At 37.0% G+C, this 17,225-nt stretch carries 17 protein-coding genes; 6 read left to right on the forward strand and 11 right to left on the reverse strand.

What is annotated here, in order from left to right:
• Positions 1 to 213: 213 nt before the first annotated feature.
• The 9 genes from fsa to AABL52_RS23740 form a co-directional block, all read right to left on the reverse strand.
• Positions 214 to 861 carry a fructose-6-phosphate aldolase gene (fsa, locus tag AABL52_RS23700; protein ID WP_000667665.1) on the reverse strand — a complete coding sequence of 216 codons (648 nt, stop codon included), beginning with the start codon at positions 859 to 861 and terminating at the stop codon, positions 214 to 216.
• Positions 862 to 895: 34 nt separating this feature from the next.
• The gene (gene rbsB / locus AABL52_RS23705; protein WP_000758988.1) at positions 896 to 1,822 is read right to left on the reverse strand and encodes a ribose ABC transporter substrate-binding protein RbsB; all 927 of its coding nucleotides are present in this window, start codon (positions 1,820 to 1,822) and stop codon (positions 896 to 898) included.
• Positions 1,823 to 1,836: 14 nt separating this feature from the next.
• On the reverse strand, positions 1,837 to 2,772 hold the full coding sequence (locus AABL52_RS23710) for an ABC transporter permease subunit (protein ID WP_001074638.1): 936 nt from the start codon (positions 2,770 to 2,772) through the stop codon (positions 1,837 to 1,839).
• Between the two features lie 2 nt (positions 2,773 to 2,774).
• Entirely contained in the window at positions 2,775 to 4,259 is a 1,485-nt protein-coding gene (gene rbsA / locus AABL52_RS23715; protein WP_341518556.1) for a ribose ABC transporter ATP-binding protein RbsA, read from the reverse strand.
• A gap of 18 nt (positions 4,260 to 4,277) precedes the next feature.
• The gene (gene rbsD / locus AABL52_RS23720) at positions 4,278 to 4,673 is read right to left on the reverse strand and encodes a D-ribose pyranase (RefSeq protein ID WP_341518557.1); all 396 of its coding nucleotides are present in this window, start codon (positions 4,671 to 4,673) and stop codon (positions 4,278 to 4,280) included.
• A complete protein-coding gene (rbsK, locus tag AABL52_RS23725) occupies positions 4,670 to 5,566 on the reverse strand; it encodes a ribokinase (protein ID WP_341518558.1) in 897 nt (298 codons plus the stop codon). Before rbsK ends, rbsD begins: the two co-directional genes overlap by 4 nt.
• A 13-nt stretch (positions 5,567 to 5,579) precedes the next feature.
• The gene (rbsR, locus tag AABL52_RS23730) at positions 5,580 to 6,551 is read right to left on the reverse strand and encodes a ribose operon transcriptional repressor RbsR (RefSeq protein ID WP_341518559.1); all 972 of its coding nucleotides are present in this window, start codon (positions 6,549 to 6,551) and stop codon (positions 5,580 to 5,582) included.
• Between the two features lie 138 nt (positions 6,552 to 6,689).
• Positions 6,690 to 8,303 (reverse strand): MDR family MFS transporter, encoded by a 1,614-nt coding sequence (locus AABL52_RS23735; RefSeq protein ID WP_097845731.1) that lies wholly within the window; start codon positions 8,301 to 8,303, stop codon positions 6,690 to 6,692.
• A 19-nt stretch (positions 8,304 to 8,322) separates the two neighbouring features.
• Positions 8,323 to 8,781: a MarR family winged helix-turn-helix transcriptional regulator gene (locus tag AABL52_RS23740; protein ID WP_001132358.1), complete on the reverse strand. Its 459-nt coding sequence runs from the start codon at positions 8,779 to 8,781 to the stop codon at positions 8,323 to 8,325.
• 272 nt (positions 8,782 to 9,053) lie between these two features.
• Here AABL52_RS23740 and glpT point away from each other — a divergent pair, with 272 nt between their 5' ends.
• The 6 genes from glpT (at position 9,054) to opp4A (ending at position 16,317) form a co-directional block, all read left to right on the forward strand.
• Positions 9,054 to 10,403, forward strand: coding sequence for a glycerol-3-phosphate transporter (gene glpT / locus AABL52_RS23745; protein ID WP_088321540.1), 1,350 nt, complete (start codon positions 9,054 to 9,056; stop codon positions 10,401 to 10,403).
• Positions 10,404 to 10,687: 284 nt separating this feature from the next.
• A complete protein-coding gene (locus AABL52_RS23750; RefSeq protein ID WP_000795364.1) occupies positions 10,688 to 11,707 on the forward strand; it encodes an ABC transporter ATP-binding protein in 1,020 nt (339 codons plus the stop codon).
• Positions 11,694 to 12,620, forward strand: a complete 927-nt coding sequence (locus AABL52_RS23755; protein ID WP_001196373.1) for an ABC transporter ATP-binding protein — start codon at positions 11,694 to 11,696, stop codon at positions 12,618 to 12,620. Before AABL52_RS23750 ends, AABL52_RS23755 begins: the two co-directional genes overlap by 14 nt.
• Positions 12,621 to 12,634: 14 nt before the next feature.
• Entirely contained in the window at positions 12,635 to 13,600 is a 966-nt protein-coding gene (gene opp4B, locus AABL52_RS23760) for an oligopeptide ABC transporter permease (RefSeq protein WP_033655978.1), read from the forward strand.
• A gap of 17 nt (positions 13,601 to 13,617) precedes the next feature.
• Entirely contained in the window at positions 13,618 to 14,523 is a 906-nt protein-coding gene (locus AABL52_RS23765; protein ID WP_000880735.1) for an ABC transporter permease, read from the forward strand.
• A gap of 12 nt (positions 14,524 to 14,535) precedes the next feature.
• Positions 14,536 to 16,317 (forward strand): oligopeptide ABC transporter substrate-binding protein, encoded by a 1,782-nt coding sequence (gene opp4A, locus AABL52_RS23770; RefSeq protein WP_341518560.1) that lies wholly within the window; start codon positions 14,536 to 14,538, stop codon positions 16,315 to 16,317.
• Positions 16,318 to 16,417: 100 nt separating this feature from the next.
• Here the strand turns inward: opp4A and AABL52_RS23775 are convergent, their stop codons facing one another.
• The gene (locus AABL52_RS23775) at positions 16,418 to 16,543 is read right to left on the reverse strand and encodes a DUF4027 family protein (protein WP_000738294.1); all 126 of its coding nucleotides are present in this window, start codon (positions 16,541 to 16,543) and stop codon (positions 16,418 to 16,420) included.
• Positions 16,544 to 16,754: 211 nt separating this feature from the next.
• Positions 16,755 to 17,177 (reverse strand): universal stress protein, encoded by a 423-nt coding sequence (locus tag AABL52_RS23780; protein ID WP_000277998.1) that lies wholly within the window; start codon positions 17,175 to 17,177, stop codon positions 16,755 to 16,757.
• Positions 17,178 to 17,225 lie beyond the last annotated feature (48 nt).

The following is a 17,225-nucleotide window of genomic DNA, read 5'->3' on the forward strand; positions in this document are numbered from 1 at the left end:
ATAAACGTTAAGCTTTCTGTTATAGAATCATGCCCTCCAGTTTTCTGGTCAGACCCTCTATCTTCTTATATCAAAATATGAAAAATAAAGAGTGATTTGTATATATTAAATAGTTTATATAACAAATTTAAAAGACAATATGCAAAATTGCATGAAAATTCTTTTAAATAAAAAAGAACCCTAGTCAATTAAACTAGGATTCTTGATTTTCTATTATTTCTCTTGTGTTTTTTCCCAATCAGCTAAGAATTTTTCAATTCCTTGGTCTGTTAATGGGTGCTTCACTAATGAAGCAATTACGTTTGCTGGGATTGTTGCAATATGTGAACCGTTTAATGCTGCTTCAGTTACGTGAACACTGTGACGTACAGATGCTGCAATGATTTCTGTTTCAATGCCATGAATTGCAAAGATCTCTGCGATTTGGCGAATTAAGTCCATACCGTTATGGCCGATATCATCTAAGCGACCTAAGAATGGTGAAACGTATGTCGCACCAGCACGAGCTGCAAGTAATGCTTGAACTGCTGAGAATACTAATGTAACGTTTGTACGAATTCCTAAGTCAGAGAATGCTTTTACTGCTTTTAAACCTTCTGTTGTCATCGGAACCTTTACAACAACGTTTGGAGCAATTTTCGCTAATTCTTTTCCTTCTTCAATCATTTTATTAGCTTCTAAGCTAATTACTTCTGCACTTACAGGACCTTCTACAACGCTGCAGATTTCACGAATACGCTCGTGGAAATCTACACCTTCTTTTGCTACAAGTGATGGGTTTGTCGTTACTCCAGCTAATACGCCTAATGCATTTGCCTCTTTAATTTCGTTAATGTTTGCTGTATCAATAAAGAATTTCATTTGTTATTCTTCCTTCCTGGTTTTCATTTTATATTTATTTGTTTTTCTTAATAAGCTCTAATTCAATCGGAATAGATTTGTCCACTTTTTTACCTTGCGTGATCTCTTTTGCTGTTTGCATCGCCTTCTCCCCGATTAATTCCGGTTTTTGAGCAACTGTTGCAGCCATACGCCCATCTTTAACCGCCTTTACAGCATCTTCTGTTGCATCAAAACCAACAACGACTACATCTGTTTTTCCAGAAGACTTCAATGCTTCAAGTGCCCCTAATGCCATTTCATCGTTATGCGCAAACACGGCTTTAATATCACCATTTGCTTGCAAAATGTTTTCCATAACAGATAATCCTTTTGCTCTATCAAAATCAGCTGCTTGTTTTGCAACTACTTTTAAAGACTTATCCGCTACGTTATGGAATCCTTTCCCACGCTCACGAGCAGCAGAAGAGCCAGGAATTCCTTCTAATTCAGCAACATTTGCTCCCTCACCAACTAATTCACGAATGTAATCACTAGCCATTTGACCACCTTCAATATTATTAGAGGCAATGTGAGAAACAACTTTACCTGAATTTGCAACGCGGTCTACAGTAATAACAGGAACATTCGCTGCATTTGCCGCACTTACTGCTGAAGCAACAGCATCTGAATCGGTTGGATTAATAACAACTACATCGACACCTTTTTGAATTAAATCTTCAACATCATTTGTTTGCTTTGCTGCATCATTTTGTGCATCAACAGCAATCAATTCAATGCCGCTTTCTTTCGCCTTCTTTTCTGCCCCTTTTTTCAAAGTCACAAAAAATGGATTGTTTAAAGTTGAAACAGAGAATCCAACTTTAATAGTTTTATTTCGACCTTTATCGCTAGAATCCTTTGCCCATTCTGGTGGTTCCATTGAACAACCAGCAGTAATGACCATAATACATGCAACGAGTATAAGTAACCATTTCTTCATAAACTATCCCTCCATTACGCTTCTTTTCGACGATCAATTAATACAGCTAGTAAGATTACAAGTCCTTTTACAACTTGTTGGAAGAAAGAAGATACACCTAATAAATTTAAACCGTTATTTAGTACACCGATAATAAGTACACCGATGAATGTACCAACGATCCAGCCTCTTCCCCCAGAAAGACTTGTTCCACCTAATACAACTGCTGCAATTGCATCTAATTCGTAAGAAGTACCTGCAGTTGGCTGTGCAGAATCTAGTCGTGATGTTAAGACAATACCTGCAAGCGCTGCCAAAATTCCGGAAAGACCATAAATCATTACTTTAATTCTCGTAACATTAATACCTGATAGTGCTGCTGCTTCTTCATTTCCACCAATTGCAAATGTACGGCGGCCAAATGTCGTTTTCTTCAAAATGAAGTACAGTACTGCGAAAGCGATCATCATTGTAACAGCTGGTACCGGAATACCGAGAAAATAACCGCGGCCAAACATTTGGAACATTAAATGATCACCAAGACCAGTGATCGGACGTCCGTCCATATAAACAAGCGTCAACCCACGAAAAATAGTCATTGTTGCTAACGTCGCAATAAATGGAGCTACTTTTCCCTTCGCAATAATGATACCGTTTACAATCCCCATTACAAGACCAGCCAATAATCCAACTGCCATTGCAAGAAACGGATCCATGCCACTTGCCATCATTCCAGCAACAAGTGCACTTGCTAATGCTAAAATAGAACCTACCGATAAGTCAATACCCCCTGTTAAAATTACAAAGGTCATTCCGAATGCAATAAGCGCATTAATCGATACTTGACGCAGTATATTAAATAAATTTGGAATTTCAATAAATGCTGGATTTAAAGCTGTAATTACGACGATAATTAATACTAAACCGATTAAAGAACCGAGTTGTTGTAATACATTCCCCTTCTTAGCCATTCTTACTCTCCCCCTGTAGCTAATGCCATAATAGACTCTTGTGATGCCGCATCTTTCTCTAAAATGCCTCCGACTTTTCCTTCATGAATGACAAGAACACGATCACTCATTCCTAAAACTTCTGGAAGCTCAGATGATACCATAATAACGGCATCGCCTTGCTCAGTAAGCTTATTCATAATAGAGTAAATTTCTTTTTTCGCTCCAACATCTACGCCCCTTGTTGGCTCATCTAAAATGAGTAACTGCGGGTGGATACCTAGCCATTTTGCAATAACAACCTTTTGCTGATTTCCACCAGAAAGAGATTTCACTGCTTGTTCTCCACTAGATGCTTTCACATTAAGTAACTTCATCATATCCGCTGTAAACTGTTGTTCTAGTTCGTTACTTAAGACACTTCCCTTTGAAAGACTCTCTAAATTCGGTAAAGCTAAATTTTCTCGAATTGAGAAATCTAACACTAACCCTTCAGATTTTCTATCCTCTGTAATGAAGGCTATTCTTTGTCTAATCGCATCTATCGGACTATCAATCTTTACTTCTTTTCCATTTATGAAAATTTGGCCAGAATCTAACGGTTCGTATCCAAATATCGCTTTCATAATATCTGTACGACCAGCTCCCATCAAGCCAGCAACACCAAGTATTTCACCTTTTCTCACTTGAAACGATACATTTTCAAACTTCCCTTTTTTCGTTCCATTACGCATTTCAAAAATAACATCACCAATTTGACTATTCCGTTCTGGGTAACGTTCACCTATGCTGCGCCCCACCATCATACTCACTACTTCATCAAACGATGTTTCCGGAATCAATCTCTTTCCAACGTATTCCCCATCACGTAAAATCGTAATCGCATCACATATTGAAAAAATTTCTTCCATTCGGTGTGAGATATAAACGAATGACACGCCTTCTTTACGTAATTTATTAATGACAGTAAACAACGTTTCAATTTCACGATCTGCTAATGCCGCTGTCGGTTCATCCATAATAATAACACTCGCGTTTGTCATTAATGCTTTCGCAATTTCGATAATTTGCTGTTGTCCGACCGATAACTCTCCTGCCAACATAGCGCCTTTTACATGTAACCCTAACTCTGCTAGTTGCTGCTGCGCAATCGCGTTCATTTGACGCGTACGCAAAATACCTGTCTTCCCATACATTAACTCTTTACCGAGAAACATATTTTCAGCTACTGTTAAATTCGATAATATATTCAATTCTTGATGTATAAATGCAATACCGTACTCTTCAGCTTCTTTCGCATTTTTAAAAGTTCGTTCTTGTCCATCAATCGTGATTGTTCCACCATCTCTTGTATATACACCTGTTAAAATTTTCATGAGCGTTGATTTACCCGCTCCATTTTCCCCCATCAATGCATGAACTTCTCCTGTTTCAATCATAAACTGTGCATTCTTCAAAACAGGATTGCCATTGAACGCCTTTGAAATATTTTTCATTTCAATACGCATTCCCATCACTTCCCTTTATTAAAAAATCACGCCTGCATGTAAAATTACATTGGCATAAGGAGTAGCCTCTCCTGTACGAATAATCGCCTTCGCTTTCTTCGTATGCTCTTTAAATTGTTCATGAGATACATATTCAAATGCTGGCTCTATTATTTTCAGCTCAATCTCTTTATTTACTTCCACATTATTGTTAATGACTTCTTCTGCTAACGTCACTTTTTCAATTGCCATATCATCGGCTACCACTTGCAATACGTCTAAAAAGCTAGGTTTTCCAATCTCAACTGCTAAATCAATTCGTTTTACTCCGTCGGGAATTGGTAACCCGCAGTCTGCGATTACAATTATATCTGTATGCCCAAGTGAAGCAAGGACTGATGCAATCTCACTGTTTAATACACCGTGCTTTTTCATCCGACGATCACCTGCACTTCACGTACTTTATCTCTCGTTGGCATACCACCTTGCGCCCCAAGCTTCGTTACAGAGAGACCACCAGCAATATTCGCAAAACGAATTGCTTTTTGAAGTGCTTCTCCTTCAGAAAGTGCAACTGCTAATGCCCCGTTAAATGTATCACCAGCTCCAGTCGTATCTACTACATCAACAGCAATGCTAGGAACATGTACAATCTCCGTACCATTATGGAAACGAACACCGTTAGAACCTTCTGTCATCAATAGTTTTTTGGGATATTTAGCTAGTAAATCTTCAATTGGTGATGTGAAATCATCTAATACGATGCGGCACTCATGTTCATTTGGCGTAATATAAGTTGCCTTTTCTAAAATATCTTCTGATAACACTTGTGCTGGCGCTGGATTTAACATAACCGGGATTTTGTGTTCCTCACAAATGGCCAATACATATTTTACTGTTTCAAGTGGAATCTCTAGTTGAAGAACAACCATATCTGCTTTTATAAGAAGATCTTTTGAACGATTTACAACCGACTCATTTACAAGAGCATTCGCTCCTTGCACGACAACAATACTGTTATCCTCTTCCGCTAAAACGATATGAGCAATTCCTGTCGCTGCATCTGTAACCGGTACCACATAGTCGATAAAAACACGTTCGTTCTCTAAATTTTTCCTAACTACAGTTCCATAATTATCGTTTCCTACCGCACCAACCATCGCTACATTTGCACCTAATCTAGCTGCAGCAACCGCTTGGTTGGCTCCTTTCCCTCCTGGAATTGTATGAAACGCTTCACCAATTACTGTTTCCCCTGCTTTCGGACGTTTTTTTGAAACGGCCACTAAATCCATTGAAATGCTACCTACTACTGCAATATTTGGCATCTATTTCATCTCCTTACTTCGTTGTATTTCGTTCTATAATTTCAATCGGTAATCGATAATGTTTCTCCTCTAATACGTTTCCTTCCATTTGCTCTAACAATAGCTCTGTTGCAATTTTCCCCATTTCATAAATTGGCTGTGCAACAGTTGTAATAGATGGATACATCATCTCTGTTAAAGAAATTCCATCAAATCCGATAATTTGTAAATCATCCGGAATAGAAATCCCCTTTTGAAGTGCAGCCTTTACAATACCTATTGCAATTAAATCATTTCCAGCAACAATGCCATCAATATGTGGGTATTTTTCTAATAATTCCACCGCTACACGCTCACTATTAGCTGGATCAAATGTACTCTCTGCGATCATATAAGAAAGATTATTTTGCGTAATAACGTCTACAAAACCTTCAAAACGTTCATTAGCGGTGCTTACGTCACGCGGTCCGCGAATATGTGCAATATGTTTACAGCCTTTATCTATTAATAACTTTGTCGCTGCCTGACTCCCTGCATAGTTATCTGCATATACAGTAGGAATACGCTCATTAAACATACGGTCAATTGCAACAACTGGAACAGACAACTTCATGTAATTAACACTATTTTGTGGATTTGTTGCTACAATAAATCCATCCACATTATTTTGCCTAAGTACATCAATATATTGCTTTTCTTTCTCTAAACTTTCATCAGAGTTACAAAGGACAACTGTGTATCCTTGCTTATGCGCTACATCTTCTACGGCACGTGCAACTTCCGGAAAGAATGGATTCACGATATTGGGAACAACTAAGCCAATTAAACGAGATTTTTTATTATACAGTGAACGCGCTACTGTACTAGGTTTATAATCTAGCATCTCAATTGCTCGCTCTACTTTCTTTAATGTATCTTCATGAACATATCCATTTTTATTTAACACTCTGGAAACGGTCGCAACAGATACTCCCGCTAATTTCGCAACGTCTTTAATCGTACTCATTCTCTTCCCTCTCCATTCCATGTAACCGTTTACAGAAAATAATATAACGCATTTCTAGAAATACGTCAATCATTTCTCATGAAAAAGCTTTTAAGGTTATACTCAAAAAAAGCACCGCCATAAGGCGATGCTTTTTCATTACGAATATGATACAGTCTGTTCTTTTTCCTCTGTAGCTGGCTCTTCAGCACCTTTTTTACGATCTGATAGCTTAATCTTCTGTAAGAAAATCGTAAAGATGGCACCTACCACGATAAATACTAATCCTGTTAAGAATACAGTATGAAGTGAATCTACTAAAGAGTTTTTCAAGATTGGTACAATACTATTAGCAAATGCTTCTGGCATTTGTTTTAATGCCTCTGGACTAAATAGCATCGAATATAAACCTTGTGGGTCTGTATGAATCATATCTTTAAATTTCGTTACCATTTGTCCCGCTTCTTTCGGGAATGTATCTAATACAGGTACTAAATTCTTTGTTAATGTTGTACCTGAAGTGTTATTCATAATTGATCCTAAAATTGTAATACCAAATGTTCCACCGATTTGACGGAAGAACTGACTTGATGATGTTACAACACCAAGGTCTTTTTTCGGGAAACTTTCTTGTAACGCTAATGTTAATGTTGGCATTACAAGACCCATTCCTAAACCGATAACCATCATATAAGAAGTTGCAGTTAATTTAGTTGTGTGCATATCCATCGTTGTTAATAACCAGAAACCACCAGCCATAATAAGCATTCCTGTAATAATTTGTGGTTTTACACCAACTTTTAATACAAGTTGCCCGCCGATAATACTCATCACAATCATAGTAATCATCATTGGCGTCATGATTGTTCCTGATTCAGCAGCGCTTACTCCTACAATTCCTTGCATAAAGAATGGTACGAACATAATCGCACCGAACATTCCGATACTCATAAAGAATCCAATCGCATTCAGTAATGTAAATGTGCGATTTTTAAAGAAATGCATCGGTAAAATCGGTTCTTCTGCTTTCGTTTCAACGATAATAAAGCTAACAATACCAATTAGAGCTAATGCAAATAACCCGATAATTTGCCAAGAATCCCATGGGTAATCTTTCCCGCCAAACGTCAATGCAAGTAATAAACTTACAACACCGAGAATCATCGTAAAGATTCCAGCAATATCAATTTTAATCGGTCCTGTTTGTTTATGTGACTTTAATCCCATTGCAATAAAGATTGTTGCTAAAATACCAACTGGTAAGTTAATGTAGAATACCCATCTCCAGTTCACTGCGTCTACAATCCAACCACCAACTTGTGGTCCAATTACAGAAGCAAGACCGTATAACGCACCAAAAATACCTTGCCATTTCGCACGTTCTTTTCCCGTGAACATATCTCCAATAATAATCATAGCCATTGGCATCATAATACCGCCACCAAGACCTTGAATACCGCGGAAAATAATTAATTCTGTCATACCATTTGCCATACCACATAACGCTGAGCCAACCATAAAGATAACTAGCCCTGTTATATATACATTACGACGACCAAGTAAATCCGCTAATTTACCTGCAATTGGTACAACTGTTGTTGATGTTAACATATAAGCTGTTGTTAACCATGTCATTAAGCTTAATCCGCCTAGTTCACCGACGATACGCGGCATTGCTGTACCAACGATTGTTCCATCTAATGCAGCAAATAGCATCGCGATTATTAAACCGATTAACAGCAACTTTCTATTTATGTTTTCTTGTTGCTCCATGTAATCTCCTCAATTCCTCTTAGTTATTCTCTTTTTTCTCTTGTGTCCCGCAAATAATTGTTTCTAACTTCTCAAAGAGGCGTAACAAATCTTCTCTTTCTTGTAACTCTAAATGTGAGAAATATTTTGCAATATGCTCATTACGAGCGGTCATTGCCTCTTCTACTCTAGCTTTCCCCTTTTTTGTTAACTCAATGATGACAACACGGCGATCATCTTTGTCGTGATAGCGTTCTACAAGCTCTTGGTCAATTAGGCGATCAATCATCACTGTAATTGCACTAGGCTTTACATACATCTTTTTCGCTAATTTTGTCGCTCTTGAAGCACCGTAATGATCTAAAATCTTTAAAATATAAAACTGCGGTGGTGTAAGTCCTGTTGCTTGCATTTGTTCTAATAACTCCGTCTGCATTTTCTTTCCAATCGAAAAGGCAAGAGCTTGAATTTTATCGATATGCGTCATATCATTTGGCATGTTATCCACCTCTTATTTAAACAATAAAATATTTAACGTATTTAAATATTAATCCCACGAACAAAATCCGTCAACACTTTTTATTTATAAAAACGTTTACATTTTTGTCACAAAGTTGTATAATTTTCGACGAAGTTAATATTGACAGTCACGGAGAATCGGAGTATACGGCTATGAATCATAAAAAAGGAAACTTTTTTATATTTCATGGCCTTTTTATATTCTCTCTGACTTAGAACATTTCGAATTCATTAGGGGAGGATTTTCATTTTATGTTTTTCACACAATTATTTAAACCTGCGCCCCACGCGGAACGCTTACCAGCTGATCGCGTTGATAGCGAATACCGTAAATTACGTTTACAAGTATTCTTAGGCATCTTCATCGGTTATGCAGGTTACTACTTTGTTCGAAAAAACTTTTCACTAGCAATGCCATACTTAATCGAACAAGGCTTTAGTAAAGGGGAACTTGGGGTTATCCTTTCAGCAGTATCTATCGCTTACGGATTAAGTAAATTTCTTATGGGTATCGTATCCGACCGTTGTAATCCTCGCTACTTTTTAGCAGCTGGGCTATTTTTATCAGGTATCATTAATATTATTTTCGGCTCATTTTCTTTCATTACAACGAGTATTATACTTATGTTTGTCCTTCAGTTTTTAAATGGGTGGGTACAAGGTATGGGATGGCCTCCTTGTGGTCGTACGATGGTTCACTGGTTCTCTATTAGTGAACGTGGTACAAAAATGTCTATTTGGAACGTTGCTCATAATGTCGGTGGCGCGCTGATGCCTTCTCTTGTGACATTAGGCTTATACTTCTTCGCAAATGACTGGAAGAGTATTTTTTACTTCCCAGGTATTCTTTCAATTTTAGTTGGTATTTATGTATTAATTACGATGAGAGATACACCTCAATCTTGTGGATTACCTTCTATTGAAGAACATACTGGAGAATATCCATCAGATGAAAAAGTAAAAGATCGAGAACGCGAACTTTCAGTAAAAGAAATTTTATTTACATACGTACTAAACAATAAATTTTTATGGTACATCGCTATTGCAAACGTTTTTGTTTATTTCGTACGTTACGGCGTTGTAGACTGGGCTCCTACTTATTTAGTAGAGGAAAAAAGTTTCACACATAGTAGCTCTCGTACAGCTTACGCTCTATATGAATGGGCTGGTATTCCAGGTACACTTCTTTGCGGATGGATGAGTGATAAACTATTTAAAGGGCGCCGTGCACCTGCTGGTATTTTATTTATGGTTGGTGTATTTATCGCCGTTCTTGTTTACTGGCTAAACCCTCCTGGTAATCCAATGGTTGATAGTATCGCACTTGTCGCAATTGGATTTTTAATTTATGGACCTGTTATGTTAATCGGCCTACACGCACTAGACTTAGCACCAAAAAAAGCTGCTGGAACTGCCGCTGGTTTAACTGGGTTCTTCGGTTACCTAGGTGGAGCTACTTTTGCTAGCGCAGCTATGGGCTTTATCGTAGATGCATTCGGATGGGATGGCGGATTCATCTTATTACTTGTATCTTGTGTACTTGCAATGTTCTTCCTTGCTCTTACTTTAAAGACAGGATCTGCAAAACAAAAACAAGCTTAAGTACTAATATTATTCTTATCAAAAAAAGAGAGGCTGTTCTTTCCAGAATACCTCTCTTTTTTCTACATATAATACTTTTTTCTTACAAAAGATTTATTTCCCTCACACATATATGTTAGCGTTTTCAAATTACTTCAACTACTAATACAACTACATTCATTTTTTGTATAAAAAGATTTTTGAATATTTTATCAACTTTTCCTTGTCAAACATTGTCAATCTATATTAAAATAACAACAACATACAAAATATTTAGTCTTTTCAGAAAAGATGGAGGGATAGCCATGAAGAATCCACTTCTTCGCATTGAAAACTTACAGACTTCCTTTCGCATACAAGATCACTATCATGCCGCAGTAGATGATGTTTCGTTAACTGTCCATGAAAATGAAATTGTCGCGATCGTTGGTGAATCAGGTTGCGGAAAAAGTGCACTTGCCCTTTCTATTATGCGACTGCATAATGAAGCAAATACAAAATTACAAGGGCAGCTTAACTATAGAGATAAGGATCTACTAACTATGTCAGCCGCAGAGATGAACAAAGTACGCGGATCAAACATCGGTATGATTTTCCAAGAACCTCTTACAGCACTTGATCCTCTCATGACAGTTGGAAAACAAATCGAAGAAAACTTAGACTACCACACAAGCCTTTCAAAAGTTGAAAAGAAAGAACGCACCTTAGAACTACTCCATCAAGTTGGTATTCCAAAACCAGAACTTACATATAAACAATACCCACACGAATTATCTGGCGGAATGAGACAAAGAATTGTTATCGCAATTGCAATTGCTTGTAACCCGGCACTCATTATTGCTGATGAGCCAACAACGGCTCTTGACGTAACCATCCAAGCACAAATTTTAGACTTACTAAAATCTATTCAAGAACAAACGAAAATGGGCATCATTTTAATTACTCATGATTTAAGTGTTGTCGCAGAAACAGCCGATCGTATCGTCGTTATGTACGCCGGACAAGTTGTAGAAACAGGAAAAGTTGAAGAGATTTTTAATAACCCTCTTCACCCATATACTCGTTCTCTATTAAACTCCATTCCATCTGCGTATGGTGAAAAAGAAAAATTGCATGTAATTCAAGGGGTGGTTCCTTCGTTAGCGAAGCTTCCTCGCACAGGTTGTCGCTTCCAAGCTCGAATTCCATGGATTAGACCTGATCAGCACGAGGAAAATCCAATTTTACATGAAGTAAAACCAGACCATTGGGTGCGTTGTACTTGCTACAAGCATTTCAACTTCCAAGATAAGAAAGGAGATGACGTAACTCATGGCACTGCTTAAAGTAGAAGATTTAAAAGTGCATTTCCCAATTAAAGGTGGTTTCTTCGGCCGCACATTAGATTACGTGCGTGCTGTCGATGGTGTAAGTTTTGAATTACAACCGGGTGAAACATACGGGATCGTTGGTGAATCAGGAAGTGGCAAATCAACAACTGGTAAAGCAATTATGCATTTAACGAAAGCAACAGAGGGTAGCATTCATTTTAATAATAGAGATTTAACAAAGTTAAGTCGCTCTGAGCTACGTGAACAAAGAAAAGATATTCAAATGATTTTCCAAGATCCGTATTCATCGTTAAATCCGAAGAAACGTGTTCTCGACATTATTGCTGAGCCTCTTCGAAATTTTGAGAAGCTCTCACCTGATGAAGAACGTAGAGCAGTTCAAGAATATCTTGATAAAGTTGGTCTAAATCCAGAGTCAATTTATAAATATCCACATGAATTTTCCGGTGGACAAAGGCAGCGGATTGGTATTGCACGCGCTCTTACATTAAAACCGAAGCTTATTATCGCTGATGAACCTGTATCTGCGCTTGACGTCTCTGTACAGGCACAAGTATTAAACTTCTTGCAGGATTTACAAGCTGAGCTCGGACTAACATACTTATTCATTAGTCATGATTTAGGTGTAATTCGTCATATGTGTGACCGTATCGGTGTTATGTATCGCGGACGCATTGTCGAAGAAGCAACTAGTGCAGAAATTTATAGTAATCCGCAACATATTTATACGAAGCGCCTAATATCTGCAATTCCTGATATTCGTCCTGAAAACAGAGAGAGACAGCGCAAGCTCCGTCAACAAGTAAGCTCTGAATACGAGAAATCATACGAAAATTATTTCAATGAAAACGGTCGGGCTTATGATTTAAAACCAATCTCGCCAACGCACCGGGTGGCATTACCATAAGGGAGTGATAAAACATGTGGAAGTTTATATTACGGAGATTTTTAGTGATGATCCCGCAATTATTCGTGTTAAGTGTACTTGTCTTTCTACTAGCTAAGGCAATGCCAGGCGATGCCTTAACTGGCAAAGCAATGAATCCAAAAGCGGATCCAAAAGTGATTGAAGAACAGCGAGAAAAGCTTGGATTAAATGACCCAGTTACAACACAATATGTTCGCTGGATTAAAAATGCAGCCCAAGGTGACTTTGGTATTTCCTATGCACATAAAATGAAAGTAACCGATTTAATTGGAGAACGACTTGGAAATACAGTATCTTTAGCACTTGTCATTCTTATTCTTACTTATTTAATTGCCATACCACTGGGAGTTATAAGTGGGCGTTGGAATGATACATGGGCTGATCGACTCATTACCCTTTACAACTATCTAGGTTTTGCTACACCACTATTTATATTTGCACTAGTTATGCTCTTCCTATTCGGATTTAAGTTTGCAATATTCCCAACCGGCGGTAGCGTAGATCCTCAAGTTGCAACAGGTACATTTGCTTACTATTTAAGCAAATTGAATCACATGCTACTACCAGCTTTATCCGGGGCATTAATCGCAACAGTTGGTACTGTTCAATATTTACGAAGCGAAATTATCGATACGAAACATAAAGATTTTGTTCGTACAGTAAGAGCAAAAGGTGTTCCAGAATCAAAAATCTATTCTAGACATATTTTACGAAATTCATTCTTACCAATTGCAGCCTTCTTAGGCTATGAAATTACAGGATTAGTTGGCGGTGCCATCTTTTTAGAAAGTATTTTTAGCTATCCAGGAATTGGACAACTATTTATACAATCTATCTCTCAACGTGATTTTAGTGTAATAACTACACTCGTTATGTTTACTGGATTTGCAACGTTACTTGGAACTCTCCTTTCAGATATTATTCTAAGCATCGTCGATCCACGTATTCGTATTGATTAAAGAAAGGAGATGACGTTATGTTAGCAAACCCTGAAAAACAAACTGAAGTTATTCATTACGAAAAAAGCCCTTCTGGTTTCTCTATTATGTGGCGAGAACTTCGTAAAGATAAATTAGCAATGTTTTCACTTATTTTCCTAGCAATCTTATTAGTAGCAGTCTACGCAACATCTTTTATTATGAAACAAGAAGATATTGTACGAGTTGATTTATTCGCTATTTATGCTCCTCCCTCTGCTGAACATTGGTTAGGAACAGATTACGGAGGACGCGACATTTTCGGCCAACTTATTATTGGTACACGTAACTCCTTTACAATTGGATTAGCAATTACTATTCTTTCTTGTTTCATTGGCCTTTCAATTGGATTAATTGCCGGGTATTTTGGAGGAGCTATTGATAATATCATTATGCGCATTATCGACTTTGTTATGGTTTTACCATTTTTAATGCTTGTAATTGTATTTATTACACTTGTTCCTACATTCAATATTTTTACTTTCATTTTAATTATGAGCGTGTTCTTATGGACAGGAAAGGCCAGATTAATTCGCTCAAAGGTATTAACTGAAAAAGAACTAGATTATGTCTCTGCATCAAAAACTTTAGGAACACCAAACTGGAAGATCATTCTTTTCCAAGTACTACCTAACTTAAGTTCCATTATCATCGTTAGTGTTACATTAAACCTTGCTGGAAACATTGGTATTGAATCTGGTCTAACCTTCTTAGGATTTGGTCTACCAGAAAGTACACCAAGCCTTGGTACACTTGTTAGTTATGCTAGAAATCCAGATGTATTACAAGAGAAATGGTGGATTTGGTTACCCGCATCAGTCATGATTTTAACATTGATGCTGTGTATAAATTTTATTGGTCAAGCGCTACGCCGTTCGGCCGACGCAAGACAAAGAAAAGGATAAGGGGTGGACGAAATGACAAATAAGCCAAAGTTTTTCAAAGTATTAAGTACACTTGCAGTTTCAACATTACTACTTTCAGCATGTGGGGGCAGTGGTGGTGGTGGTAGTGAAAAAACGAGCAGCACAAAAAAAGTAGATACAAATAAATTTAGTACATCTGTTAAAAATGATAAAAAAGAAGTTAAAGATGGTTCATTAACATATGGTCTTGTTTCTAACACACCATTTGAAGGACTTTTGAACTTCGCTGTGTATGAAGGAGATCCTGATAACCAAGTCATTACCATTTTCGATGAATCTTTATTATCAAATGACGAAAACTGGGAATACACGAATGATGGCGCTGCTACATATGAAATTTCTAAAGATAAAAAGACAATTACACTTAAAATTAAAGATAATGTAAAATGGCATGATGGAAACCCTGTTACTGCTGAAGATTTAGAATACTCTTATCTTGTAATTGGTAGCAAACAATATGCCGGTTCTCGCTATGACACTCAAATGCAAATGATTGAAGGTATGGAAGATTACCACAATGGAAAAGCCGAAAAAATTTCAGGTATTAAGGTAACGGATCCGAAAACGATTTCGATTACGTTTAAAACACCGAACCCTTCAGTGAAAACTGGGCTTTGGACATACCCTCTTCATAAGAAATACTTAGGAGATGTACCAATCGATAAATTAGCAGAATCTGATAAAATCCGTAAAAACCCAATTGGTTTCGGACCTTTTAAAGTGAAGAAAATCACGCCAGGTGAAGCTGTTGAATTTGAACGTTTTGATGATTATTATGGCGGAAAACCAAAACTAAAAAGTATGGTTTTAAAAGTTGTTAACCCTTCTGTTGTTAACGCGTCCTTAAAAAATGGTGATATTGACATTGCTGAAGTAAGTGCAGATCAGTATCCAAATGTAAGTACATTAAAAAATGCACAATTAGTCGGTAAAACTGATTTATACTATAGCTATATCGGTTTTAAATTAGGCCATATGGATAAAGAAAAAGAAGAAGTAGTAATGGATAAGGAGAAATTTAAAGATGTTCGTGTACGTCAAGCAATGGCGTATGCTATCGATCGAAAAGAAATTGGTGAAAAATTATATCACGGCCTACGTTATCCGGCTAACTCACCAATCCCACCATCTCTACCAAAATATCATAACAATAAAGCTGGTGCCTATGATAAAGATATAGAGAAAGCTAAAAAATTATTAGATGAAGCTGGCTATAAAGATACGAACGGAGATGGATTCCGTGAAGATCCTAATGGTAAAGAATTTAAAGCTAATTTCTTATCAATGAGTGGTAGCGATGTAAGTGAACCACTTGCAAAATTCTTTATTCAATCTTGGAAAGACATCGGCCTAAAAGTAGAGCTTCTTGATGGTCGCTTACATGAATTTAACTCATTCTACGATATGATTAAAAAAGATGATCCAAAAGTTGATCTTTTCGCGGCAGCTTGGGGAACTGGATCTGACCCAGATCCTTCTGGTATTTGGGCTAAAGATGCAGCGTTCAATTACCCACGTTGGGCTACTGAAAAAAACACAGAATTATTAAAACAAGGTATTTCTCCAGAAGCTGCTGATGAAAAGTACCGTAAAGATGTCTACGATAAATGGCAAAAATTAGTTCATGACGAAGTACCATTAATTCCACTTCATTATAAATTTGACTTAAAAGGTGTAAATAATCGCGTAAAAGATTATAAATATACACCAGAAGATCAATACAAGTGGGGGAAAGTTAGCGTAACAAGCGATAAAGCAGAAACAGAGAAATAAGAAAATAGCTCCTAGCACTAAGATACATGCTAGGAGCTATTTTTTATTTATAATACTTCTCTTGCTATTAATAACAACCAATTCCTTTCCTACTCTAAAATTAAAAGATTTGATGAACCATCTTTATTAAAATAGCTAACGTAACAGATGCAGCAAATCCCCCTAAACAAATAAGACCGACACCTTGGCTATATGATAAATTTTGAAATGCTTTCATCTTTTTCATCCTCCCTCTCTCCCCTTCGATATGTTTATTTTACCAATGGAATAATTTTCATAACATCGATTTCACTAACAACTAACTTACAAATTTGTAAGTTAACAATTTCCCTTTAAAGTTATATATCTAGTATGTCCAAGCTCTCTCCCTTTATACGTCAAAAAAGACCTCGCATTATATCAAGGTCTTGCTTACACTACAGAATATCTCACTCAATTTATTTTATAATCATCACCGGGCATTTCACTCGTTTTGCTATTTTATGACTTACACTACCAAGCACCATCTCTTGCAGTGTATTTAATCCTCTACTTCCAGCTATAACAAGATCTATATCCCCTGTATTTACATATTGAACGATCGTATCTCCAGGATCACCATGTAATATCGTAATTGTATAAGAAATGTTCTCTTTCTTTAATAAACCTTCAATCTCTTTTAATTTATCTTTTCGACTAGCCGATATCGTTTCTAAATCTGTTTGGCCTTGTATAATATCTGATTTTGCCGTTCTATTATCTACTACGTACACAACTTCAACATTTGTTTCTTCACTACATTTCGCAATATATGTTGCATGTTCCGCTGCTCGAAGTGCATGTTCAGAACCGTCACATGCTAATATAATTTGTTTGTACATATGCTGAATCCCCTTTTCGTTATCCTACTCGTATTATATATTAAAGCC

It is taken from the genome of Bacillus paramobilis (genome assembly GCF_038096195.1).
Classification (GTDB): Bacteria; Bacillota; Bacilli; order Bacillales; family Bacillaceae_G; genus Bacillus_A; species Bacillus_A mobilis.